This is a genomic window from Streptomyces ruber, from assembly GCF_014648075.1.
Lineage (GTDB): Bacteria > Actinomycetota > Actinomycetes > Streptomycetales > Streptomycetaceae > Streptomyces > Streptomyces ruber.
In genome coordinates this window covers 708,560-731,049 of the sequence record NZ_BMQK01000001.1, presented here as the reverse complement: position 1 = coordinate 731,049, position 22,490 = coordinate 708,560, and the positions used below count along the sequence as shown (strand labels likewise).

The 22,490-nt window shown below is 70.2% G+C and carries 19 protein-coding genes; 11 read left to right on the top strand and 8 right to left on the bottom strand.

Annotation, left to right across the window (positions count from 1 at the left end):
- Positions 1-123: 123 nt before the first annotated feature.
- The 5 genes from IEZ04_RS03430 to IEZ04_RS03410 all read left to right on the top strand — a co-directional run bounded on the left by IEZ04_RS03430 (position 124) and on the right by IEZ04_RS03410 (position 5,802).
- Positions 124-411 (top strand): Rv0250c family protein, encoded by a 288-nt coding sequence (locus IEZ04_RS03430; RefSeq protein ID WP_189215067.1) that lies wholly within the window; start codon positions 124-126, stop codon positions 409-411.
- 47 nt (positions 412-458) lie between these two features.
- Positions 459-1,316: a succinate dehydrogenase subunit SdhC gene (sdhC, locus tag IEZ04_RS03425; protein ID WP_373296242.1), complete on the top strand. Its 858-nt coding sequence runs from the start codon at positions 459-461 to the stop codon at positions 1,314-1,316.
- A 95-nt stretch (positions 1,317-1,411) separates the two neighbouring features.
- A complete protein-coding gene (locus tag IEZ04_RS03420) occupies positions 1,412-3,352 on the top strand; it encodes a fumarate reductase/succinate dehydrogenase flavoprotein subunit (RefSeq protein ID WP_189215066.1) in 1,941 nt (646 codons plus the stop codon).
- On the top strand, positions 3,349-4,128 hold the full coding sequence (locus tag IEZ04_RS03415; protein ID WP_189215065.1) for a succinate dehydrogenase/fumarate reductase iron-sulfur subunit: 780 nt from the start codon (positions 3,349-3,351) through the stop codon (positions 4,126-4,128). The genes IEZ04_RS03420 and IEZ04_RS03415 overlap by 4 nt, the downstream gene beginning before the upstream one ends.
- Positions 4,129-4,203: 75 nt before the next feature.
- Positions 4,204-5,802, top strand: coding sequence for a hypothetical protein (locus IEZ04_RS03410; protein WP_189215064.1), 1,599 nt, complete (start codon positions 4,204-4,206; stop codon positions 5,800-5,802).
- On the opposite strand, the gene IEZ04_RS03405 is transcribed toward IEZ04_RS03410, so the two are convergent.
- From IEZ04_RS03405 to IEZ04_RS03380, 6 genes are all read right to left on the bottom strand, one after another.
- Positions 5,799-8,786, bottom strand: a complete 2,988-nt coding sequence (locus tag IEZ04_RS03405) for a SpoIIE family protein phosphatase (RefSeq protein ID WP_346158590.1) — start codon at positions 8,784-8,786, stop codon at positions 5,799-5,801. The two genes, IEZ04_RS03410 and IEZ04_RS03405, sit on opposite strands and share 4 nt — an antisense overlap.
- A gap of 259 nt (positions 8,787-9,045) precedes the next feature.
- The gene (locus IEZ04_RS03400) at positions 9,046-9,453 is read right to left on the bottom strand and encodes an ATP-binding protein (protein ID WP_189215063.1); all 408 of its coding nucleotides are present in this window, start codon (positions 9,451-9,453) and stop codon (positions 9,046-9,048) included.
- A 207-nt stretch (positions 9,454-9,660) separates the two neighbouring features.
- Positions 9,661-10,077 (bottom strand): (deoxy)nucleoside triphosphate pyrophosphohydrolase, encoded by a 417-nt coding sequence (locus tag IEZ04_RS03395; RefSeq protein ID WP_189215062.1) that lies wholly within the window; start codon positions 10,075-10,077, stop codon positions 9,661-9,663.
- Positions 10,078-10,199: 122 nt separating this feature from the next.
- Positions 10,200-10,394: an SPOR domain-containing protein gene (locus IEZ04_RS03390; protein WP_189215061.1), complete on the bottom strand. Its 195-nt coding sequence runs from the start codon at positions 10,392-10,394 to the stop codon at positions 10,200-10,202.
- 381 nt (positions 10,395-10,775) lie between these two features.
- Positions 10,776-11,528, bottom strand: coding sequence for a GntR family transcriptional regulator (locus tag IEZ04_RS03385; protein WP_189215060.1), 753 nt, complete (start codon positions 11,526-11,528; stop codon positions 10,776-10,778).
- Between the two features lie 146 nt (positions 11,529-11,674).
- The gene (locus tag IEZ04_RS03380; protein ID WP_308429769.1) at positions 11,675-12,853 is read right to left on the bottom strand and encodes a DUF4190 domain-containing protein; all 1,179 of its coding nucleotides are present in this window, start codon (positions 12,851-12,853) and stop codon (positions 11,675-11,677) included.
- A gap of 283 nt (positions 12,854-13,136) precedes the next feature.
- Between IEZ04_RS03380 and IEZ04_RS03375 the strand changes: the two genes are divergently transcribed.
- Together IEZ04_RS03375 and IEZ04_RS03370 are read left to right on the top strand one after the other, a co-directional pair.
- Positions 13,137-14,255 (top strand): pyridoxal-phosphate dependent enzyme, encoded by a 1,119-nt coding sequence (locus IEZ04_RS03375; protein ID WP_189215058.1) that lies wholly within the window; start codon positions 13,137-13,139, stop codon positions 14,253-14,255.
- A 95-nt stretch (positions 14,256-14,350) separates the two neighbouring features.
- Positions 14,351-15,028, top strand: a complete 678-nt coding sequence (locus IEZ04_RS03370) for a DUF4232 domain-containing protein (RefSeq protein ID WP_189215057.1) — start codon at positions 14,351-14,353, stop codon at positions 15,026-15,028.
- Between the two features lie 231 nt (positions 15,029-15,259).
- Here IEZ04_RS03370 and IEZ04_RS03365 read toward each other — a convergent pair whose 3' ends face one another.
- Positions 15,260-15,748, bottom strand: a complete 489-nt coding sequence (locus IEZ04_RS03365) for a hypothetical protein (protein ID WP_189215390.1) — start codon at positions 15,746-15,748, stop codon at positions 15,260-15,262.
- A 191-nt stretch (positions 15,749-15,939) separates the two neighbouring features.
- On the bottom strand, positions 15,940-16,452 hold the full coding sequence (locus tag IEZ04_RS03360) for a RipA family octameric membrane protein (RefSeq protein WP_189215056.1): 513 nt from the start codon (positions 16,450-16,452) through the stop codon (positions 15,940-15,942).
- Positions 16,453-16,898: 446 nt separating this feature from the next.
- Here IEZ04_RS03360 and IEZ04_RS03355 point away from each other — a divergent pair, with 446 nt between their 5' ends.
- From IEZ04_RS03355 to IEZ04_RS03340, 4 genes are all read left to right on the top strand, one after another.
- Entirely contained in the window at positions 16,899-18,170 is a 1,272-nt protein-coding gene (locus IEZ04_RS03355) for a TIR-like protein FxsC (protein ID WP_189215055.1), read from the top strand.
- A gap of 4 nt (positions 18,171-18,174) precedes the next feature.
- On the top strand, positions 18,175-21,546 hold the full coding sequence (gene fxsT / locus IEZ04_RS03350) for an FxSxx-COOH system tetratricopeptide repeat protein (RefSeq protein WP_189215054.1): 3,372 nt from the start codon (positions 18,175-18,177) through the stop codon (positions 21,544-21,546).
- Positions 21,547-21,633: 87 nt separating this feature from the next.
- Positions 21,634-21,972 carry a hypothetical protein gene (locus tag IEZ04_RS03345; RefSeq protein ID WP_189215053.1) on the top strand — a complete coding sequence of 113 codons (339 nt, stop codon included), beginning with the start codon at positions 21,634-21,636 and terminating at the stop codon, positions 21,970-21,972.
- A gap of 133 nt (positions 21,973-22,105) precedes the next feature.
- On the top strand, positions 22,106-22,330 hold the full coding sequence (locus IEZ04_RS03340; protein ID WP_229820810.1) for a hypothetical protein: 225 nt from the start codon (positions 22,106-22,108) through the stop codon (positions 22,328-22,330).
- Positions 22,331-22,490 lie beyond the last annotated feature (160 nt).

Genomic DNA, 22,490 nt, shown 5'->3' with positions numbered 1-22,490 from the left:
GGCGGCCCGTGAGCCACCAATCCGTGCACACGCCTTCACAGGGAGTCGTGTGACGCGCGACACTCGCAGGCGCATGAACGGTGCCGCCTTGGGACCCCGCGCCCGCGGAAGTGAGGACCAGCCATGTCCGTTCACGACGACCTGACGTCGGTCCAGCGCTGCCTGGACGATCTGTTCCGGACGGTCCGCCGCCTGGAACAGCAGTTCGGCGGTGGACTGGAGATGCGCCGCGTGCGCACCGACGCCGATCATCTGCGCGAGAGCCTCGCCCTGCTGCGCGAGGCCGCTCCCACGCTGTCCCCACCGCTGCGTCCCGAACTCGTCCCCGTCCCCGACACGCCGTACGACAGCTCCCTGTGGACGGACTCCGACGACGAGGGCCTCGGCGGCCGCGACCGCCGCGCACCCTGAGCCCCACGCCCCTCGCACCCCCGCCCGCCCCCGACCGGAGTCATGAGTTGGCCACTGGTACGGAACCTCAGACGAACAGCGACACGAGCGGCGACACCCACCACACCGCGAACCGCGGCGGTGTGCGCACCGGTTCGCGCGCCGCGATCGCCGCCCCCCATCTGCGCACCGACCGCTGGTGGCTGGCGCCCGCCGCCACCGCCGCGGGCCTGCTGGCCTTCGTCGTGTACTCGACCTGGCGGGCCTTCGCGAACGAGTACTACTACGCCGCCCCGTACGTCTCGCCGTTCTACTCCCCCTGCCTGGCGGAGAACTGCGCGCCCATGCGGGCGGGCCCCAACTGGGAGGTCCTGGGCGGCTGGTGGGGCCTCTCCCCCGCCCTCATCATCCTGGTCTTCCCGCTCGGCTTCCGCCTGACCTGCTACTACTACCGCAAGGCCTACTACCGGGGCTTCTGGGCGTCCCCGCCGGCCTGCGCGGTGGCCGAGCCGCACAAGAAGTACACCGGCGAGACCCGCTTCCCGCTGATCCTGCAGAACCTGCACCGGTACTTCTTCTACGCGGCGATCCTCGTCGCCGGCATCCTGACCTACGACACCGTGCTGGCCTTCCGCGACGAGACCTACGCCTGGGGCCACATGGGCCTCGGCACCCTGGTCTTCCTCGTGAACATCGTGCTGATCTGGGCGTACACGCTTTCCTGCCACTCCTGCCGGCACATCGTCGGCGGAAAGCTCAAGCACTTCTCCAAGCACCCCGTGCGCTACCGGATGTGGCAGTTCGTCGGGCGGCTGAACGCCCGGCACATGCTGCTGGCGTGGACGTCGCTGGTGAGCGTCGCTCTCGCCGACTTCTACGTCTATCTCGTCGCCTCCGGTGTCTTCGCCGATCCGCGCTTCTTCTGACGCGTTTCTCCTGACGCGCTGCGACCGAATCAGCGCTTCAGCCGAATCAGCGCGCTTCAACTGAAATCGACCGAAAGAAATGAGTGGGCCTTCTGATGTCCGTGGTCGACCGTCAGGAATGGGACGTCGTCGTGGTGGGGGCCGGCGGTGCCGGTCTGCGCGCCGCGGTCGAGGCCCGCGAACGCGGCGCCCGTACGGCCGTGATCTGCAAGTCGCTGTTCGGCAAGGCTCACACGGTGATGGCGGAGGGCGGCATCGCGGCCGCCATGGGCAACGTCAACAGCGGCGACGACTGGCAGGTCCACTTCCGGGACACCCTGCGCGGCGGCAAGTTCCTCAACCAGTGGCGCATGGCCGAGCTGCACGCCCAGGAGGCCCCCGACCGGGTGTGGGAGCTGGAGACGTGGGGCGCCCTGTTCGACCGCACGAAGGACGGGCGGATCTCGCAGCGCAACTTCGGCGGGCACGAGTACCCGCGCCTCGCGCACGTCGGCGACCGCACCGGCCTGGAGCTGATCCGCACCCTCCAGCAGAAGATCGTCTCCCTCCAGCAGGAGGACCACCGGGAGACCGGAGACTACGAGTCCCGGCTGAAGGTGTTCCAGGAGTGCACGGTCACCCGGGTCCTCAAGGACGGCGGCCGGGTGTCGGGCGTGTTCGCCTACGAGCGCGAGAGCGGCCGTTTCTTCGTGCTGGAGGCCCCGGCCGTGGTGGTCGCCACCGGCGGGATCGGCAAGTCGTTCAAGGTGACGTCGAACTCGTGGGAGTACACGGGCGACGGGCACGCGCTGGCGCTGCTCGCCGGGGCGCCGCTGCTGAACATGGAGTTCGTGCAGTTCCACCCGACGGGCATGGTCTGGCCGCCGTCGGTGAAGGGCATCCTCGTCACCGAGTCGGTGCGCGGGGACGGCGGGGTGCTGCGCAACTCCGAGGGCAAGCGGTTCATGTTCGACTACATCCCCGACGTCTTCAAGGAGAAGTACGCCGAGTCGGAGGACGAGGGCGACCGCTGGTACGACGACCCGGACAACAACCGGCGCCCGCCCGAGCTGCTCCCCCGCGACGAGGTCGCCCGCGCCATCAACGCCGAGGTGAAGGCGGGCCGCGGCTCCCCGCACGGCGGGGTCTTCCTGGACGTGTCGACGCGCATGCCCGCCGAGGTGATCAAGCGCCGGCTGCCGTCCATGTACCACCAGTTCAAGGAGCTCGCCGACGTCGACATCACGGCGGAGGCGATGGAGGTCGGGCCGACCTGCCACTACGTGATGGGCGGCGTCGCCGTCGACTCCGACACGGCGGCGGCGCGCGGGGTGCCCGGCCTGTTCGCGGCCGGTGAGGTCGCGGGCGGCATGCACGGCTCCAACCGGCTGGGCGGCAACTCGCTCTCCGACCTGCTGGTCTTCGGGCGGCGCGCCGGGCTGCACGCGGCGGCGTACGCGGCTGAGCTCGGCGAGCGTCCCACGGTGGACTCGGGCCAGATCGACGCGGCGGCCGCGGAGGCCCTGCGCCCGTTCTCCGCGGAGGGCCACATCGCGGGCGCGGAGCCCGGACGCCCGCCGGAGAACCCGTACACCCTGCACCAGGAGCTCCAGCAGACCATGAACGACCTGGTCGGCATCATCCGCCGCGAGGGCGAGATGCGCGAGGCCCTGAAGAAGCTCGCGGACCTCAGGGTGCGGGCGCGCCGGGCCGGGGTGGAGGGGCACCGCCAGTTCAACCCGGGCTGGCACCTCGCGCTGGACCTGCGGAACATGCTGCTGGTCAGCGAATGCGTGGCGCGCGCCGCACTGGAGCGCACCGAGTCGCGCGGCGGCCACACCCGGGAGGACCACCCGACGATGGAGCGCGCGTGGCGCCGCGTCAATCTGCTCTGCTCCCTCACCGACCCCACGGACGGGCTCGCGGCCACCGACCCGGTGCGCGGCCAGATCGCCCTCACCCGTGAGGACACCGAACCCATCCGCCCCGACCTGCTCGCCCTCTTCGAGAAGGAGGAGCTGGTCAAGTACCTCGCCGAAGAGGAGCTGTACGAGTGAGCACCAGCTATCAGGCACGCTTCAGGGTGTGGCGGGGCGACACCGGGGGCGGTGACCTCCAGGACTTCCGGGTCGAGGTCAACGAGGGCGAGGTGGTCCTGGACATCGTCCACCGCCTCCAGGCCACCCAGGCGCCCGACCTGGCCGTCCGCTGGAACTGCAAGGCGGGCAAGTGCGGCTCCTGCTCGGCGGAGATCAACGGCCGGCCCCGCCTGATGTGCATGACCCGTATGTCGGTGTTCGGCCGCGACGAGACGGTCACGATCACCCCGCTGCGGGCGTTCCCCGTGGTCCGGGACCTGGTGACGGACGTGAGCTTCAACTACGCCAAGGCGCGCCAGATCCCCTCCTTCGTCCCGCCCAGGGACCTGCTCCCCGGCGAGTACCGCATGCAGCAGGAGGACGTGGACCGCCCGCAGGAGTTCCGCAAGTGCATCGAGTGCTTCCTGTGCCAGGACACCTGCCATGTCGTCCGCGACCACGAGGAGAACAAACCGGCGTTCGCGGGCCCGCGCTTCCTGATGCGGGTGGCGGAGCTGGACATGCACCCGCTGGACGCGGCGGCCGACACGGGCCTGGACCGCAAGCGCACGGCGCAGGACGAGCACGGGCTCGGCTACTGCAACATCACCAAGTGCTGCACCGAGGTCTGCCCGGAGGGCATCAAGATCACGGACAACGCGCTGATCCCGCTGAAGGAACGGGCCGTGGACCGCAAGTACGACCCGCTGGTGTGGCTGGGCTCGAAGATCCGAAGGCGCTCCTCGGCCGGCTGAGCGCCCCGGCGGCGCCCCCGCAACGGCGCACTCCGGTCGCGGGCCCGCTGCCGCGTTCCTATGCTCCGGAATGTGATGTCGTCCCTGGGTCGCAGACGGGTGGGCGGCGCTTCCCGGCACCTGCGGGCGCGGGCGGCGCTCGCCGTGTTCGGCGGGGCCGCGGCGCTGGGGTGGCTGTGCATGGTGCTGCCGCTCGGCGCGGACCCGGGCGGGACGGAGCAGGTGCGCGCGGGGCCGGGGGCGTCCGCCGTGGCCTCCCCTGCCGGTCCCGGTGAGGAGGCCGGGGACGGGCCGGTGACCGCGGACCTGGTGCTGCCGGTGGCCGCGGCGGGGACCGCGGGGGCGGCCGCCGTGTACGCGCGGGTACGGCGGAGACGGCGCACCATGTCGCGTACGACACCGGCGGCCGCCGTCGAGCCGGACGTGCCGTCGGCCGAGCTGGAGCGGCGGGGGCGGCGGCTGCTCGTCGAGACCGACGACAGCGTGCGGACGAGCGCCGAGGAGCTCGCCTTCGTGGCGGGGTGCCACGGCGACGGGGCGGCGCGGCCCTTCGCCCGGGCGCTGGAGAGCGCGCGGGGTGAGCTGGCGGCGGCGTTCCGGCTGCGGCAACTGCTCGACGACGCCGCCGACCGGCTGTCCGCCGAGGACGGTCGGCGGGCCCTCACGGAGATCGTCGAACGGTGCGCGGGGGCAGGGCGCCGGCTCGACGCGCAGGCGCCCGCGTTCGACCAGCTCCGTGCGCTGGAGCGCGATCCGGTCGGTGCGCTGGAGTACGCGGAGGACCGCTTCCAGGAGCTGACCGACCGCGTCAGACGGGCCGGAGGGGCGCTCATCGGCCTCGGCGAGCGGTACGCGCCCGGCGCGAGCCGGCCCGTCGCGGACCACGTCGGCCAGGCCAGGGAGCGGTTGGTGTTCGCCACCTCCCAGCTCAACCGGACCCGGCAGGCCCTCGGCCGGGGCGACCTCGCGACGGCCGCGCCGCGGCTGCGGGCCGCGGAGGGCGCCGTGCACCAGGCGGACGCCCTCGTGACCGCGGTGGACCGGCTGGCGGACGAACTGGCGGCGGCGGTGGCGCTGTTGCCGGGAACGCTGGACGACGCGGCCGCGCACCGTACGGCCGACGGGGTCGTCGCGGACGTGCGCCGGGAGACGGCGGCCGACGAGCCGTACGACCCGCTGGACGCCCTGCGCCGCCTCGTCGGGGCGGTACCCGGCGTCGGCGCGGACGGGCTGCCCCACGAGCCGGACGGTGCCGCGCTGCGGGCCGCGGCCCTGCTGGTGGCGGACAGCGCGGTGGCGGCGGCGCGGGACCTCGTCACCACGCGGCGCGGCGCGGTCGGCAGCGAGGCGCGGACCCGGCTCGCGGAGGCGGAACGGCATCTCGTACGGGCCCGGGACGGCGCCCCGCCGCCCGGGTCCGGGCGCGGCGGCTCCCCGCTCGCCGAGGCACGGCGCGCCGGTCTCCTCGCGGGGCAGGCCCGGGAGTCGGCCGAACAGGACGTACGGTCGTACGAGGCCCCGGACGACGGGCCGCTCGGGGACGGCCTCGGCGCCGCCCTGCTGGGCGGCGTCCTCCTCGCCGGCGGGCCCGGGAGCACGGACGGTCTCCGGGGGCCCGCCTGCTACGGCGGGCCCGCGACCCGGAGGCGGAGAACGGTGGCGGACCGGCTCTAGAACAGGCTCAGCAGCGCTTCCGCCGGGTCCGTGAGGCTCGTGTCGCCGTCGGGCAGCGGCAGTTCGAACCACACCGTCTTGCCGCGCGGCGTCCGCCGGGAACCCCAGGCCGCGGAGAGCAGCTGGACCAGTTGCAGCCCGCGGCCGCCCTCGTCGGTGTCCCGGGCACGGCGGCGGCGCGGCTGCACGAGCCCCGCGTCCCACACCTCGCACACCAGCGTCCGGTCCAGCAGCAGCCGCAGCCGGATGTCGCCCTCGCCGTACCGCAGGGCGTTGGTGACCAGCTCGCTGACCAGCAACTCCGTGGTGTCCACCAGGGGTTCCAGGTCCCATGACAGCAGCTGTGCGCGGGCGTACTCACGGGCGCGGCCCACGCTGCGGGGCTCGCGGGGCAGCGTCCAGTCCCCCACCGACTCGGTCGGCAGCCCCTGGACGCGCGCCATCAGCAGCGCGATGTCGTCCTCGCCGTGATGGGTGTCGAGGGTGCTGAGGACCCCGTCGCAGACGTCCTCCAGGGGGCGGGACGGATCGGTGAGCGCCCCGACGAACGCCTGGAGCCCCTCGTCCAGCGGGTGGTCCCGCGATTCGACGAGCCCGTCCGTGTAGAGCGCGAGCAGGGCGCCCTCGGGCAGTTCGACCTCCACCTCCTCGAAGGGCTCCCCGCCGACGCCGAGCGGCATGCCCGGCGGGACGTCCAGCATCAGCGCCTGCTCACCGGGCTCGACCAGCACGGGCGGCAGATGGCCGGCGTTGGCGAAGGTGCAGCGGCGGGTCACCGAGTCGTACACCGCGTACACGCAGGTGGCGAGGTACACCTCGGAGAGGTCCGCGTCCCGGGGCCGGCGGGCCGTGCGGGAGGCCTGCCGGACGCCTCCCTGCGAGCCGAACGCCTCGGACGCGCCACCACCGGGCCTGCCGAGGCCGCGCGCGATCTCGTCCAGCGCCGAGAGCACCTCGGCGGGTTCGAGGTCGAGCAGGGCCAGGGTACGGACGGCGGTGCGGAGTTCGCCCATGGCGACCGCGGCGCGCAGTCCGCGGCCCATCACGTCGCCGACGACCAGCGCCGTGCGGTGCCCGGGGAGTTCGATGACGTCGAACCAGTCGCCGCCGACCTCGGTGGCCGCGTTGCCGGGCAGGTAGCGGCAGGCGATGTCCAGGCCGGACGCCACGGGGTCGCCCGGTGGCAGCAGGGACCGCTGCAGGATCAGCGCGCGCTGGTGCTCGCGGCGGTACAGGCGGGCGTTGTCGATGCAGACCGCCGCGCGCGCGGCCAGTTCCATCGCGAGTTCGCGGTCCCGCTGTCCGAACGGCTCGCTGCCCTTCGTACGGGAGAACTGGACGAGTCCGACCACCGTGTCGTGGGCGACCATCGGGACGGCCAGCGTGGACTGGACGAGGCGGCTGTCCTCGGCGGGGACGTGCTGGGGGCGGGCGGTGCGCAGGGCGTCCGCGCACGGGGAGTTGAAGGGGTAGTGGTGGACCGCGCCGAGCGAGACGGGTGTCGGGCCGCCGACGAACGGCGCGTCGGAGACGGCGGACGCGTAGGCGACGCGGCGCAGTTCGGCGCTGCCGTCGGCGAGGCCGGGCGGGGTCTCGTCACCCACCAGGAGGCCCTGGTAGAGGTCGACGCTGGCGAGGTCGCAGAAGCCGGGGACGACGACGTCGAGGAGTTCGCGGGCGGTGGTCTCCAGGTCGAGGGAGTTGCCTATCCGGGCGCCGGCCTCGTTCAGCAGGGCGAGGTTGCGCCGGGCGGCGGCGGCCTCGCGGGCGGCGGTGCGGCGGTCCGTGACGTCGGTGCCGAGCCAGGCGACGCCGATGGGACGGCCGGAGCCGCTGTGCACGCGGTAGAGGTTGACGGACCAGTGCCGGCGCTCGTCCGAACCGGGCGTGAAGCCCGTGATGTGCATGTCCGTGATCGACTCGCCGGTCCGCAGGACCCGGCGCAGGGTCGCGGTGACGCGCTCGGCCTCCGGCGAGGTCAGGTAGTCGCGGACGCTGCGCCCGCGGTGCTCGTGGGGAGCGCCGCCGAACAGCGAGGCGAAACGTTCGTTGGCACGGCGTACCCGCAGATCGGTGTCGATGAGCAGGAAGCCGAACGGGGACTGGCCGAAAATCGCCTGTGAGGCGGCGAGGTCCGTCTCGATCCGGCGGAGGGCCCGCACGTCCACCACGATGCAGACGGCGGCCCGTTCACCGTCGTCCGTAGTGGTGGGCATCACATAGACCTCGGCCAGCCCCTCCTCTCCGTCCGGCCCGGGCGTACGGAAGGGAATGACTCCTGTCCACTCACGGCCGTCGAGGATTTCGGCCATTTTGCGCTGACCGCGGTCGTGCAGGTCGGGCGCGACGAAGGCCACGATCGGGTCCATGCCGACGGCGCGCTCCGCGGGGACGCCGAAGAGCTGCTCGGCGCGCAGGCTCCACTGGTCGACGAGCCCGTCGGGGCCGATCGAGAAGGAGGCGACCTTGACGTAGTCGTACATGGAGCCGGGCGGACTGGTCTGCCAGACGAACTCGCCGGGGACCTCGCCGGACGGGACGCGGACCGCGCCGTGGTCCGGGGCGGCGGGGCCCGGGGGCGCGGGGCGGGCGGCCGGGAGGCCGGGGGCGTGGTCCGTGCCGGGTGCGGTGTCCGGGGGCGCGGGTGCGGCGCGGTGGCCCGTACGGGCAGGGGCGTCGTGCCCCGCGGCACCGGAGCCCTCACCGTCCGCGGCGGCGGCGCGGCGGCTCTCCCCGCGGGGTGCGTCGTGGCCCGCGGCGCCGCCGGCCGCGTCGCGGCGTGCGCCCTTCGCCCGGCGCGGGGGCGTGCGGTGAGCCGTGTCCGCGTCGTGGCTCGTGTCATCAGACCTGCGGGCCGTCGTGCGATCCCCTCTGCCACGCGTGCCGCCGCGTGGTCCGCCCGCGACGGCACCGCTCGCGGCCTCGTCCCTCGCGCCGTCCGACGGGTCCTCCGACTCCGTGGCCTTCGCTGGTATCTCGCTCACGCGAACCGTCCCCTCCAGCTCACCGCGTCCGGCTTCGGTCACCGGGGGCGGCTGCCCGCAGTATCCAGCACTACGGGGCCGCACGACACGGTGTTCACGATCACAGCACGGTCCCGATGGTTTTTGGACCCGCCGGGCCATACTCCCAGTCTTCTAACCAGGTGGTGCCCCCTCCAACCAAAGACCTCCGGTGACTCCGCTGGCCTGAATCCGACGCTCGCCGTGCGCCCCGGGGAGCCTCCCCGTCACGCAACGTGCTTCAGCCGGGCACGGCCAGCTCGAACCACACGGTCTTGCCGGCCTCCTCCGGACGGGTGCCCCAGGCCCGCGAGGAGCGGGCCAGGAGCAGCAGACCGCGGCCGCTCTCGTCGTCGGGGCTCGCCGTTCGCTCGCGGGGCGGGTCGCGCAGCGGATCGGAGACCTCGACCAGAAGGACGCCCAGGGGGCCGGCGGGGCGCACGAGTCGCACACCGATGGGTCCTGTCGCATGCCGCAGCGAATTGGTCACGAGCTCACTCACGAGCAGGGCGGCGACGTCGGCGACCGATCCGAGCCCCCAGGCGCACAGCCGCTCGCGTACGGCGTTGCGGGCGGAGCGTACGGCGCCTGGCTCGGCCGGGAACGACCAGGTGGCGCAGTCGCCTTCGGTGTCGATCACGCCGATCACTTCCCAGGCCAGCAGCGGAGGGTGTCCGGTTTAACGGGGTTAATTGCCACATACCCGATATCGGTTGCCCAGTACCGCGCACGCGAGCGCACTGTGGCACGAACGGCGTAGAGGGAGCACGACCGGGAAGTCCCATGCTTCCCGTCGGCGGGGGGAGCACGGAAGCACGGACGGCGCGACACGACGGGGCCCACTCCGTGGCACCCCTCAGCGTGCCTGCGAGCCCTCCCTCCCCCATGCCAGCCGCACCGTCTCCATGACGGCCGGTACGTCCTGGTCCAGCCACTCGACGTCCCACACCTCGTCAGGGGTCAGCCAGCGCAGCTCGTCGTGGTCCTCGAGCGGTCTGGGTTCACCGGACAGGAGACGGGCGGTCCACACCCGCAGGACGAGGTCGGATCTCAGGGGCCATTCACCCGGCACGCGTTCGGCCGGCTGCGCCTCGACACCGAGTTCCTCGCGCAGTTCCCGGACGAGGGCCTGCTCGGGGGTCTCACCGGGCTCGACCTTGCCGCCGGGAAGCTCCCAGCGGCCGGCCAGCTCGGGCGGTGCACTGCGACGCGCGGCGAGCAGACGCCCGCCGTTCAGCAGGGCGGCTCCCACCACCACGATCGGTTCGGTCATGCGCGGGAGCCTACGTGAGCCGGACGGGTCCCCCCACGGAACCCGGACGGAGCCGGACGCACGTCCGGCGGGATGCCGCACACACCGGCCACGGGGCTGCCGCACACACCGGAGGGGGTCGCTCAGGCGCCGCCGTTGTGCCTGCTCTGCCCGACGTTCTCCACCCAGTAGAGCCGTTTGGGCTGCCCACTGGTGTCGAGACTGTCCGCGATCTTCTGCGCCTCGGCCCGAGTCGCGTACCGGCCCACGCGGTAGCGATTGCCGTTGTCGTCCTGCCTGACGACGAGCCAGGGAAGAGTGGTCGTGCTGTCGTTCATCGCGTCCCTCCACTTCCCTGTCCCGGCTCTCGCCGTGCCCCACCTACCGAAACCGCGATCCGCATATGCCTGAGCGTACGCCTAGCCTTCACTCAGCGCACACGACTTCTCACGAAGAGGTACGCAACCGGCCAGAACGGGGAGGGCTCATCCGACCGAACGCGCCGCCGACCGCCTCTTTTGCGCCCCCCGGGCGCTTCGGCAAGCGGCGGGCGAACTGCGGGGAGCAGCGACGGAGCGGAAGCCGTACGCTCCGAAGTACTTCCGCAAGAACGGCCAGATTCCAACTACGGCGCCCAGAGGGCGACTTGACGACCTCGGCACCACCGGATCCCGACGACGGGACTCCGCCCGGACGCCCCCGCCCGCCGCGCTCCCCGGTTACTTCACCGGCAAGTGATAGGCCACCTGGTAACGGTCCGCCGGAATCACCACGTCCGCCGTCTCCACGGGGCGGCCCGAGGCGTAGTACGTGCGCCGGACGACCAGGACGACATGTCCGGGCACCCCGCCCAGCGCGAGCAGTTCCTCCGCGAGGCCGGGGCGGGCGCCGACCTCCTCGGTGACGTTGTCCACGATCACGTCGATCGCCGCCATGCGCTCGACGACGCCCATGCCGCCGAGCGGCCCCTCCTCGGGCAGCATCACCGGCGTACGGCCGGTGACGGCGAGCGGCTCCCACGACGTGGACAGCATCATCGCCTCGCCGGCGTCCCGGAACAGGTACTTGGTGCACATCACGCGGTCGCCGGACCGGATGCCCAGCCGCTCCGCGACGGCGGCGCTCGCCACCGTCTGCTCGCTGTGCGACTCCCAGGTGCCGCGCGCGGAGGAGTCGGCCTGCTCCTGGCGGAAGGGCGTGGCACCGCTGGAGGGCCGGTACCCGGAGCGGGCGACCCGGCGGGGCTCGGGCCGCTCCCGCACGTACGTACCGGACCCGGAGCGGCCCTCGACGAGTCCCTCGGCCATGAGCACCTTGCGCGCCTCCAGCGCGACCGTGTCGGAGACGCCGTACTCCTCCCTGATGCGGGCCTGCGACGGAAGACGGGTGTGGGGCGGGAGTGAACCGTCGACGATCTTCTTGCGGAGGTCCCCCGCAACGCGCAGGTACGCCGGCTGCTCACCGAATGTCACGGGCCGCTCCCATCAACTTGTACAGACAGCAACAGCGTGGCAACCATGGGTTGTGCCGTGCAAGCAGAGGCCAGACAATCACTCGATGTGATGACATATGCCGGGCGGAGGCATACCCAGGCGCTTTCTCCCCGCCGCCGTCCCCGTCACACCTCCGTACCGAGGCCGCCCGCTCCGTCGTCCCCCGCGCCGTAGCCCTCGGAGGACTCGTCCGCGTACACAGGCGGTGTCGCGGCGAGGCCCAGAGCCTCGCGCGCGGTGACCGTCCTGGCGCCCTCGAAGAGCGAGAAGCCCGCGTCGTAGTGCTCGTAGTAGGTGTCGGCGTCGGTCGCCAGCGCCGCCCTCGCCCACTCAGCGCGGGCGCTCTCCAGGGCCTGCACATGACCGGCCACCGGACCGGCGAGGTCCGTGGGCCAGTCGTGCCCGCGCAACATCCCGATCTGCTCGCCGATGGCCGCGTCGACCTCCGACGCCCAGTCCTTGTAGTCCTCCAGCGCCTCGTCGACGGGGTGGTCCGCGGGCTCGCGCAACAGGGCCTCGTACAGCACGGCGTCCGCCTCCAGGTACGCCAGCTGGTCCGCGTCCAGCGTCGTCCCGTCGGCGCGCAGCGAGCCCGTCAGGTTCTTCCCCGCGTCCGTGCTGCCGAACACACAGCTGATCTCGCGGTCGCCGAGTCCCCAACTCTGCCGCGTGGGCTGGAAGTAGTACACGTCCACGTCGGACGGCCAGGCCCAGGAGTCCATGATGTACGCGTCCGCCAGTACGTAGCACTGGCCGGCGGCAGCCTCTCCGACCTCGTCGTCGCCGGGCCAGTCGCCGCCCGGCAGGTCGAAGACGGCGAACACCTCGCCGTCGTGCTTCCCCTCGCACGGCACCGTGTCGACGTCGTACGTGTACCCCTCCAGGGAGCCGCCCGGCGCGTCGAAGCACTCGCCCACGTCGACCGAGAAGGTGCCGCCGTCCGCGCGCGCCGCCTCCTCGAACCCCTCCCAGAAGGACCGGGCCCCGCCCGTCGCCAAGGCCGCCACCAGCAGGAGGGTGCCGGCGGCGGACAGCGCGATCCCGCTGACCGCCATGCCTCTGCCGCGCTCGCCCCTCCTCCGGATCTGCGCGAGCGCGACGATCCCGAGGACCAGCCCGACGAACGGCAGGAAGCACAGGAGGCCGAGCACGAGCGCGGCGATGGCGAGGCCGTTGACGGGCGGGCGCGAGCCGTGCGGACCGCCGTAGCCCGGCGGCCAGGGCTGGTGGGGGTGCGGCGGATGAGGGTACGGCTGTGCCGCCCCCGGAGGAGGCGGCGGAAGGGGACCGGAAGGCGGCGGCACCGGGCCCTGCGGGAAGGGCGGCGGGTACGGGCCCTGGGGCTGTCGGGGCCCTGGGGGCGGGGGTATGGCCACGGGTGCCGTTGCCTCTCGTTCGTCGGCGTTACGGGATGCCGGATACGGGAACTGATGTACGACTTGGGCGAATGTTAAGCGCGGGACGAACGGGGACGGGACGCGGGCGGGCGGCGCACACGGGACGACCGCCCGGCGACGCGCGGACACCCGTCGCGGGGAACGTGACACACCGCCACGAAACGCCCGGATCCGCAACTACGCTGCGCCCATGAAGCCTCTGCCGGACTGTTTCTGCCCCGTCGACGGAACACGCGTCCCCTCGGACTCGCTCGCCGGGTGGTGCCCCGCCTGCCGGGGCCCGCTGGACCTCGACTTCGCCCCCACGCCCGCCCCGCTGAAGTCGCTCGCCGGACGGGTCAACTCGCTCTGGCGGTACGCGGAGTGCCTGCCGCTGCCGGCCCCCACGGTCTCCCTGGGCGAGGGCCGCACCCCGCTCGTGGAACTGGCGGACGGCGTCTCGGCCAAACTGGACTTCCTGACGCCGACACTGTCGTTCAAGGACCGGGGCGCGGTGATGCTGGCCGAGCTGGCGCTGCGGCTGCGGCCCCGGCAGGTGATCGCCGACAGCAGCGGCAACGCGGGCACGGCCGTCGCCGCGTACTGCGCACGGGCCGCGCTGCCCTGCACGGTGTACGTCCCCTCCGGCACCTCGCCGAAGAAGCTGGAGCAGATCGCGGCGCACGGCGCGCGGCCGCACGTGGTGGACGGCGACCGCGAGGCGGCGGCGCGGGCGGCCCGGGAGGCGGCCGTCGCGGAGGGCGTCTTCTACGCGTCCCACGTGCACAACCCGTACTTCCTGCACGGTACGAAGACCTACGTCCACGAGCTGTGGGAGGACCTCGGCGGCCGCCTCCCCGACATCCTCGTCCTTCCCGTGGGCAACGGCACGCTGCTGCTGGGCGCCGCGCTGGCGGTGGCCGAACTGCACACGGCCGGCCTGATCGACCGGCGGCCCGCCCTGTACGCGGTGCAGGCGGCCCCGGTCGCACCCCTCGCCCACGCCTGGGCCGAGGGCGCGGACGACCTGCCCGGAGCGGCCCCGCCGGCGACGGCCCCCACCCTGGCCGAGGGCATCGCGATCCCCCGCCCGCCGAGGGCCCGGCAGATCCTGCGGGCGGTGCGGGAGTCCGGCGGCACCTTCCTCACGGTCACGGACGACCGGATCCGGCACGCGCAGCGCGACCTGGCCTCCCGCGGCCTGTACGTGGAGACCACCGGGGCGGTGGCGTGGGCGGCCGTACGGGAGGAAACGCTCGGGCAGCGTACGGCTGTGGTGCCGTTGTGCGGGGCAGGGATGAAGACAGGCATGGCGGACGGGTGTTTGTAACTGCCACACATTAGGCACTCGCCGAGTCGGACGTCTCGACCGCTGCGTGAGTCCCCGTCCCCGGTGGGCTCACTCCCCGACAAGGAGGGGACATCATGCGCATCCGCAACCTCCCGGCCCTGGCCCTGGCCCTCACGGCCGGCCTCTCCCTCACCGCCTGCCAGAGCGGCGACGGCACCTCGGCGAGCGCGAACGCCTCGGCCTCTTCCCAGGGCGCCGGGGACAGCGGCGCGAGCGCGGACACGGGCGCGAGCACCGCGGGAACCACCGCGAGCACGGACGGCTCCGCCAGGTCCGAGGCCCCGGCCGCCTCGGCCTCCTCCGGCTCCTCCGGCTCCTCCGGCTCCTCCGGCGCACATGCAGCCACCCCCGCCGCGACCGGCACCTGCAAGACCTCCCGGCTCGGCTTCCGCCAGACGCACGGGATGGGCGAGGGCGTCATCGTCGTCAGCCTCAAGAACAACGGCTCCGCCGACTGCGCCCTCCAGGGCTTCCCCGGCGTCGACCTCAAGGGCAAGGACGGCACCGTCAGCGCTGCCCGCAGCGACCGCGCCGCGCCGCTGGTCACCATCGAGCCCGGCGGGGAGACCAACTTCCAGCTGTACTACCCGCCGAACACCTCCGGCGGTTCCGGGGTCACCTACACCACCCTCGTGGTCACCCCGCCCGACGAGACCCACTCCCATTCCCTGCCCGTCGACATCAACGTGCCCGTCTCCGACGGCTCCGCCTCCGACGGCATCAGGGTCGATCCGGTCGGCACCGGCAAGTGAGCCGGCCGGGCCCGCAGCGAGTGCGGCGTCGGCGGCCTTGGAGCACGTCACAGCCGGCCACCACCGGCAGCGGCACGAAGGAACGTCTTGCCGACTGCGGGATCTGGGGCCGAGCGGTAGGGAGCCGGGGCGAGGGCACGGGGCTTCTCCCGTTTCACGGCGGGGGCTGTCCGGCTGCGCATTCACTGGCACTCGATGACCCACTGGGAGTCCCCGGTTCCGCCGAGCCGCTCAGCTGCGGTCGGCTCCCTCCGGCCACACCAAGTCGACGGGGATGCCGGCCTCCCGAGCCGCGAAGACCACATCGGCGGTTCCTCCGCCCTTGCCGCTCGGAGCTTCGCCGTTCCACACTGCGACGAGCCGGTCGGCACGTTCCAGCAGTACGGCGTTGGCTGCCTCGAACGCCTGTCTGTCGGCCGTCCCGTACGGGAGCACGAGCACTTCGTCGGCGGCGTCGACGAGGTGCTCGAACATGGTCACGTGGTCGGCGTCGACATGGTTCCCGCGGTATTCGAGGCAGGGGATGACGGCGACCAGGCGTCCGCCGGCGGCGAGGACGGCCTCGGCGAAAAGGGAGTCCGCCCCCTTGGCGACACAGGAGACACCAACGAGTTCGCCGTCGCCCGTATAGCGCTCGAGCAGTTCGTCCAGAGCCGCGCGCACCAGAGGGATACTGTCCTCGGTCAGGTTCATGTGCCCGGTCACCGCGAGGATCGTCACGGTCGCGCACCCCTCCCGGATCAACAGCGGACCGCGGACTCTACCGCACACCTCCCTCCCAACGCCGGGCCACGTCCGCTCCACGCCGCACGGGCAACATCCCGTCCGAGGCACGCCACGCCGAGTCGTTGCCCCTCTGTCGTGGTCGTGCCGACGTGAACGGCTTCGCCGACCGAACATCGACGCCAGCCTCATGCGGTCGCGACGGCACCGCAACCCACGATGTACGACACGGCGAAAATGATCGGTACCCACTGTTCGGCATGGGTCAGGGGCAGGTACCTCCGCCAGTCACGCCCCTCACCCAGTGCCCTCCACTCCGCACGTGAGTACGCGTACGCCGGCAGCCTGTCCTCGAGCCCTCCGATCACCGTGTACTTCGCGGAGTTGAGTTGCCGGTAGGAGCGCACGATGACGAACCACGCGGCGCACTGGGCGAGCAGGATGAGCAATCCGGCCAGGAGCAGCACGAGCGGCATCTCCGCCAACGACCGACTCGAAACCGCCGCGATCACGGCCACGACCGCGCTGTTGAACGAGAGGAAGAACGTGTTGGTCAAAGCGCGTCGAGAACTGACTCTGTCGGCCATCTCCACACAAAGCTTGTACTGCTCAAGTATCGCCTGCTGATACCGATCATTCGTCTCCGAGTAGTCGGAGGGCCCGACGGCTGTGTTCCACAAGGATTCCCCGGTCTCGCTCATGCCATCAGCATGGCGAACGGACCGGAAGGAAGAGAAAGAACCGATCCGGTCCTTTCGCCGTTACGTACCGACGCGGATCCGCCATCGGTCGGCACAACGGGACGGACGTCGTCCGATCACTGCCGGACGCCTCAACACATGATCCCCGGCGGCCAGGAAGGTCATCCACGCTTCGGGCGTCTCATCACCCGTCCACTCACGGGAGAGCCTTTGCTAGTCATGCTTGACACAGCCGCACAACTGCGCGACTGGGAAGAGGGGTGCGTACGAGGTTCCGGCAGCCCACAGCGCCGGTCAGCGACGTCGCCAGAAGCAAAAATGCCGTATTGCGCCGCCCCGTCGTCGGCTAATGGGAGACACTCGGACCGCGATCTGGGACGATGAGATCACGAAGGCGCGACATGTGTTCATCACCGTGGAAGCACGCGTGGGGACAGGGGGACATCGTGGTCGAGATATTTCTCAGCTATTGCGGGGAGGACAACGATGCATATCTGGTGACGGACTTCTTCGGGGACCTGTGCAATGAGATTCGACACACCACCACATTGGCCGCCGACGACATCGGGTACCAGTACATGGGCATGCGCGTGGCGACAGAATGGCGCAAAGAATTGACCGACGCCTTGGGAAGTTGCAAGGTTTTCCTCGCCATGATTTCCCCCAGATACTTCGCGAACGACTTCTGCGGCAAGGAGTGGTGGGTCTTCGCCGAGCGTCAACGGATGCACATCGAGAGTACGCCGTGCTCGGAATCACCCCAGTTCATCATCCCCGTCATGTGGGAGAAATGCCGACTGGAGGGTGCCGCCGCGATCCCGAAAGTGGCATCAGACATATGGGCGCATGACCCGGCATTGGGCAGAGTGTACGCCGAGCGCGGGCTCCGCCAGATGGTACAACTGAAAAAGAAGTACCACGTGGATTACCCGGAATTCGTAATCGCTCTCGGCAGGCGCGTCACGGAGCTGATCGAGGCCAGCCGTCTCCCCCGCTATGAGGTGTCCGAAAACATCGACTCGCTGGTCAACGCCTTCCTCGCCCCGAACACCGACAGGCGTGCCCCCGAGCCCACCGCTCCGTACGATTCCGATCCGGAGCCGTCCGGCCCCAGACATGTCACGCTGACTGTGGCAGCGAGTACTCGCAAGGAGATAGGGACCGTACGGAAGGACACTTCGTGCTACGGCGACCAAGCCGACGACTGGGCCCCGTACAAACCGGATGCCCCGGATCCCGTGGTTGGCTACGCGATCGACGTCGCACGTGAGATGAACCTGCTCCCGTACCCCCGGCCATTCGATGACGAAGTACTCGAACTCCTCGACACCGCCGAGGCGGAAAATCAGCTCGCCATCATCATCCTGGATCCCTGGACGACAAAGATGGAAAGTCGTCGCAAAGCCCTTCGGGACTACGACAGGACACTGTCCGTAAATGTGGGCGTGGTGGTCCCACGGAGCGTGGCGGACGACGAGTCGAGAGTCAACGCCGAGCTCCTGCACGCCGAGGTGGTGACCCTCCTCAACCGGCACACCAAATTCCAGATGCCCACCTTCCGCCACTCGCTGGAGACCGTAGCGTCCTTCAAGGACGGCGTCCGGCAGGTCCTCGTCGAACTCTCCAGGCTGGTCTTCAGCGAGTTCACTCCGGCCCGGGGGCTCACCGGCTACGCCTTCGTCCAACGCCCCTACCTCGACGGACCTGGAGCGGAGTAGGCCCATGGACGGCACTGGACCTGGTGAGATCGTCACCTTCTACTCCTACAAAGGAGGCACCGGCCGGACGATGGCCTTGGCCAACGTGGCATGGATACTCGCCAGCAACGGCCGGTCAGTGCTCGCGGTGGACTGGGATCTGGAATCTCCCGGACTGCACCACTACTTCCACCCTTTTCTCATCGACAAGGAACTGAAGGCCACGTCCGGAATCCTTGACATCTTCTGGGACTTCTCCTTTGCCACACTGGACCCGCGGGGCGACAAGTCCCCGGACTGGCACGAACCGTATGCTGACGTGTTACGTCACGCTGTGTCCCTGCGGTGGGATTTCCCCAGCCGGGGGAACATCGACCTCCTCGGTGCCGGAAGGCAGAACAAGTCATTCGGCGCACGGGTCAATGGCTTCGACTGGCACGCCTTCTACAACCGGCTCGGTGGGGGAGCCTTCATCGAATCGATGAAGGCCCGGATGCGCCAGTCCTACGACTACGTTCTGATCGACAGCAGGACCGGGCTCAGCGACACCTCCGGCATCTGCACCGTCCAGATGCCGGACACGCTGGTCGCGTGTTTCACCATGAACAACCAGAGCATCTCCGGGTGCGCGTCGGTGACGGAGTCCGTGGTGCGCCAGCGCCAGGAAGGAGCGTCCCTCCGTATCCTGCCCGTGCCCATGCGCGTCGAGAGCGGGGAGACCGACAGGCTCGAGGAAAGCCGTGACTACGCACGATGGTGCTTCGAGAGACCCCTCCGGCACAATCCCTCGACCGAGCCGGACTCATATTGGGGAGATGTCGAAGTTCCCTACAAGAGCTTCTACGCGTACGAGGAGATGCTCGCCCCGATCGGAGACCGGCCGCATCAGGAAGACACAGTTCTCGCTGCCTGCGAACGACTTACCGAACATCTCACACAAGGCGCTGTCACAGGATGCGTGGCCATGGAGGAACCGACTCGGCGTCGTCTCAGGCAGGAGTACCGGTCCCGGCCCGACCGACAGTCGGAATACGACTTCTACCTCAGCTACGCCTCCGAGGACCGTGACTGGGCGGAGTGGATCTCGGCAGAGCTGACCGCTGCAGGCGTGAGGGTGTTCCTGGAGACGAATACGGCTACAGGAACGAACTGGGCCCTTGTGTGGCGGTCGATACTTCAGCGCAATGCCAGGCTTCTGGTGCTCGTCTCACCGCACTATCTTGAGGCCGACCGAAGCCTGAAGTACGAGATGTCCTTCGCAGGGATAGTGGAGGCCGAGGAAGCTCTGAAGCGGATCATTCCCGTCAAGCTATGCGAGTTCGACACCTCCGCACTGCTGTCGGACAAAGTGGCGATCGATCTCGCGGGCCTGGAGGAGGATGAGGCCAGAACGCGGCTCATCGATGCGCTGGAAGCGGTCATGGGCAGCCGAGCGGACAGCTCGTCGCCCGCTGCACAGACAACTCGTCGCCTGGTCAGGTATCCCCATGCCCGTCCCACTGTATGGAGAATGCCCAAGCGGGCACAGGACTTCGTGGGAAGGGACCGTGAGCTCCTCCTCCTCTGGCGGCGATTCCGAGATCTGCACGTGACTGTCGCGCTGAGCGGCATGGCGGGGGTCGGCAAGACCGCGCTGGCTCTTGAGTACGCCTACCGGTACCGGGGGAATTACGACATCGCCTGGTACACCGGTCCCACCGACATGGTCGAAGTCAACCGACAGGTGGAAGGAGTCACGTCTCTCCTGCCCGTGGAGAACGAGCCGGGCACGTCTTCCGCCGGGGACCGCCACCCCGCCGGCAGCCCGCGACTGCTCATCATCGTGGACGGCGTCGACGAGACCGACACCCCGCCCGTCAAGCCGCCCTTCCCGTGTCACGTGATCACAATTTCGCGGAGCCACTCCGTACCTCCGAACGTGCACTCGCTGTCCGTGCAGGTGCTGCCGGCTCAGGACGCGATCGCCCTGCTGCAACGACTTCTGCCGGACGTCACGCCGAGGGACGCCGCGAGGATCGCCTCGAGATTCGGCAACCTGCCCCTCGCACTCCACGTCGCGGCCGGTCACCTGAGCCGACAGGGGGCCAGCGTGAGCGACTACCTGGCCCTTCTCGACCACCAGATGGATCAGGTCCTGCTGCGCTCGACCGGCGATTCCGGCCAGTCGCTCATGCTCCGGGTGACGCAGGAGCTGAAACGGCTGCAGCAGCGCGACCCGGCGGCCCGACATCTGCTCAGTCTCCTCTCACTGGTGTCGCCGAACCCGGTCCCGATAAAGCTCGTTCGCGCGGCCCCCGAAACCTTCGCGCGCCCACTTCGCACCGTCGCAGACGATGACGGAAAGCTCGACGCGACCCTGGACGCATTGACTCGGGAGGGCCTCGCTGAAAGCAGCAACGGTCTGTTGAGGACTCACCCCGTTCTGGCCGCGGTGGTGCGTTCGGACATGAGTGTCGAGGAACAACAGGCTTTTTCCGGGGAACTGGTGCGGATGCTGGTGGCCAACGACCCCGGTGATCCGAGTCGGCCGGAATGCTGGCCGAAATACCGGACGCTGATGCCACTCGCCACGAGCGTCAAGTGGCCGACGGATGTCGGTTTCAGGGAACTGCTTCTGCGTTTGTGCTGGTTCCAGTTGTCCACAGGCAATCCGCTTACGGCCAAGGATCTAACGGAGCGGGTGGCCAAACGCTTCGATGCTCTGCTCGGAGATCTTCACGAGGACAGTCTGGCCGCCCGCCATATCTCGGCACTCTGCGACTGGGAACTGGGAGATGAGAAACGAGCCGCGGACGGGTTGCAGTGGCTCGTGATGGCCCGGCAGCAACTGCTGGGCGAGGACCATCCGGTCACCCTTGCCTCGCTGAACAACCTGGCCGCGGTGCTGGCGGCACAGAAGAGATGGCAGGACGCCATCCGTCTGCACGAATCGATCGTGACGACCAGACGGCAGTCATTGGGATCGCAACACCCGGACACGCTCCTGTCCGAGGGGAATCTTGCGTCCTGTTACTACGGATCCGGACGTCACGAAGAGGCCCTCCACCTCGAAAAGGCCGTCTATCAACTGCGCAAACAGATACTCGGAGTGCAACATCCCGCGACACTGGCCTCCATGGAGAACCTGGCCGCAGTCAACCTCGAGCTGGGCCGGTCGCAGGATGCGCTGCCCTTGCTCGAAGCGGCTTGGGCACAACGCCGCACGTCGATGGGGGACACGCATCCGGACACTCTGCGCTGCGCGGCCGCGCTCATCAGCGCCCGGGAGTCGGCCGGCCGGCACGACGGCGCGCGGGAGATGGCCAGGGCGATTCTCGGCGACCTGGAGAAGGTGCTGGGCGCCGGACATCCCCTCGCACAGAAGATCGCCAACATGTCGAAGGAGTCGGATCGGTGAAGTCGAACCTCGTTCAAGGGACCGGCAGTCATGGGCCCGGTTGAAGTAGCTCTCGCATCCGCTGCCGGCCGGGTACTGGTCTCCGCGATGGCGTCCACAGCCTGGCAGGCCGTACGGGACAGCCTTGCCGAACTACTCGGCCGCAGGGACCGGGCACGCGTCAAGCAGGTGATCAACTCACTCGAGGAGTCCCGCCAGATCGTCACCGAAGGCGCTTCGACTGGCGAAGTGGTCGCCATTCGCTGGCAGGGTCGGCTGGAAGCCCTGATAGAAGAGGACCCCGACGCTGCACGGGTACTGCGTTCGATTATCGCTGGCGTTGGCAGCGACAGTGCCTTCCAACCCGTCTCCGAGCGGGAGACGTACACGTCCGGGAAGAGTCAGATCCTCCAGCACAACTATGGAGGAGGGACCATAGTGGCGTGAGCACCAGTTACAGCGCGGCGTTGGGATGACGGAGTGCCGACGGGCTGCACGTTCATGTACATCGACTCGATGCGGAGCAACTCCCTTCGGCCACTGACTCGTGGTAAGGCGCGCTCACTCTTACGTCGACGGGGTGCTCCTCGCCGGACTCAGGAAACACGACGGCACGGACAGCCAGGCCTGGCGGAACTCCCGCCGCCGGGTCGGACTCGGCAAGTTCCTCGCCGGAGGCCGCGTCGTGCCCGTGGGTCTCGAAACCTGCAAGGCCGCCGGCATCCTCTGCGGCAAGGCCGGCACCGCCGACATCGTCGACGCCACCGTCGCTGTCATGGCAGCCGACCTCGGCGCCATCATCTGAACCTCCGACCCGGACGACATCCGCGCGCTCGTCGACGCCCAGGACGCCAAGCCCGCTCCCGTCATCGGCACCGTCTGAGCGCCGGGCCCGGCTCTCCCGCACGGATCCGGCCACCGTCACCACGACGGGACATCCCTCACCGCTTCCGGCGGCCGTGCCA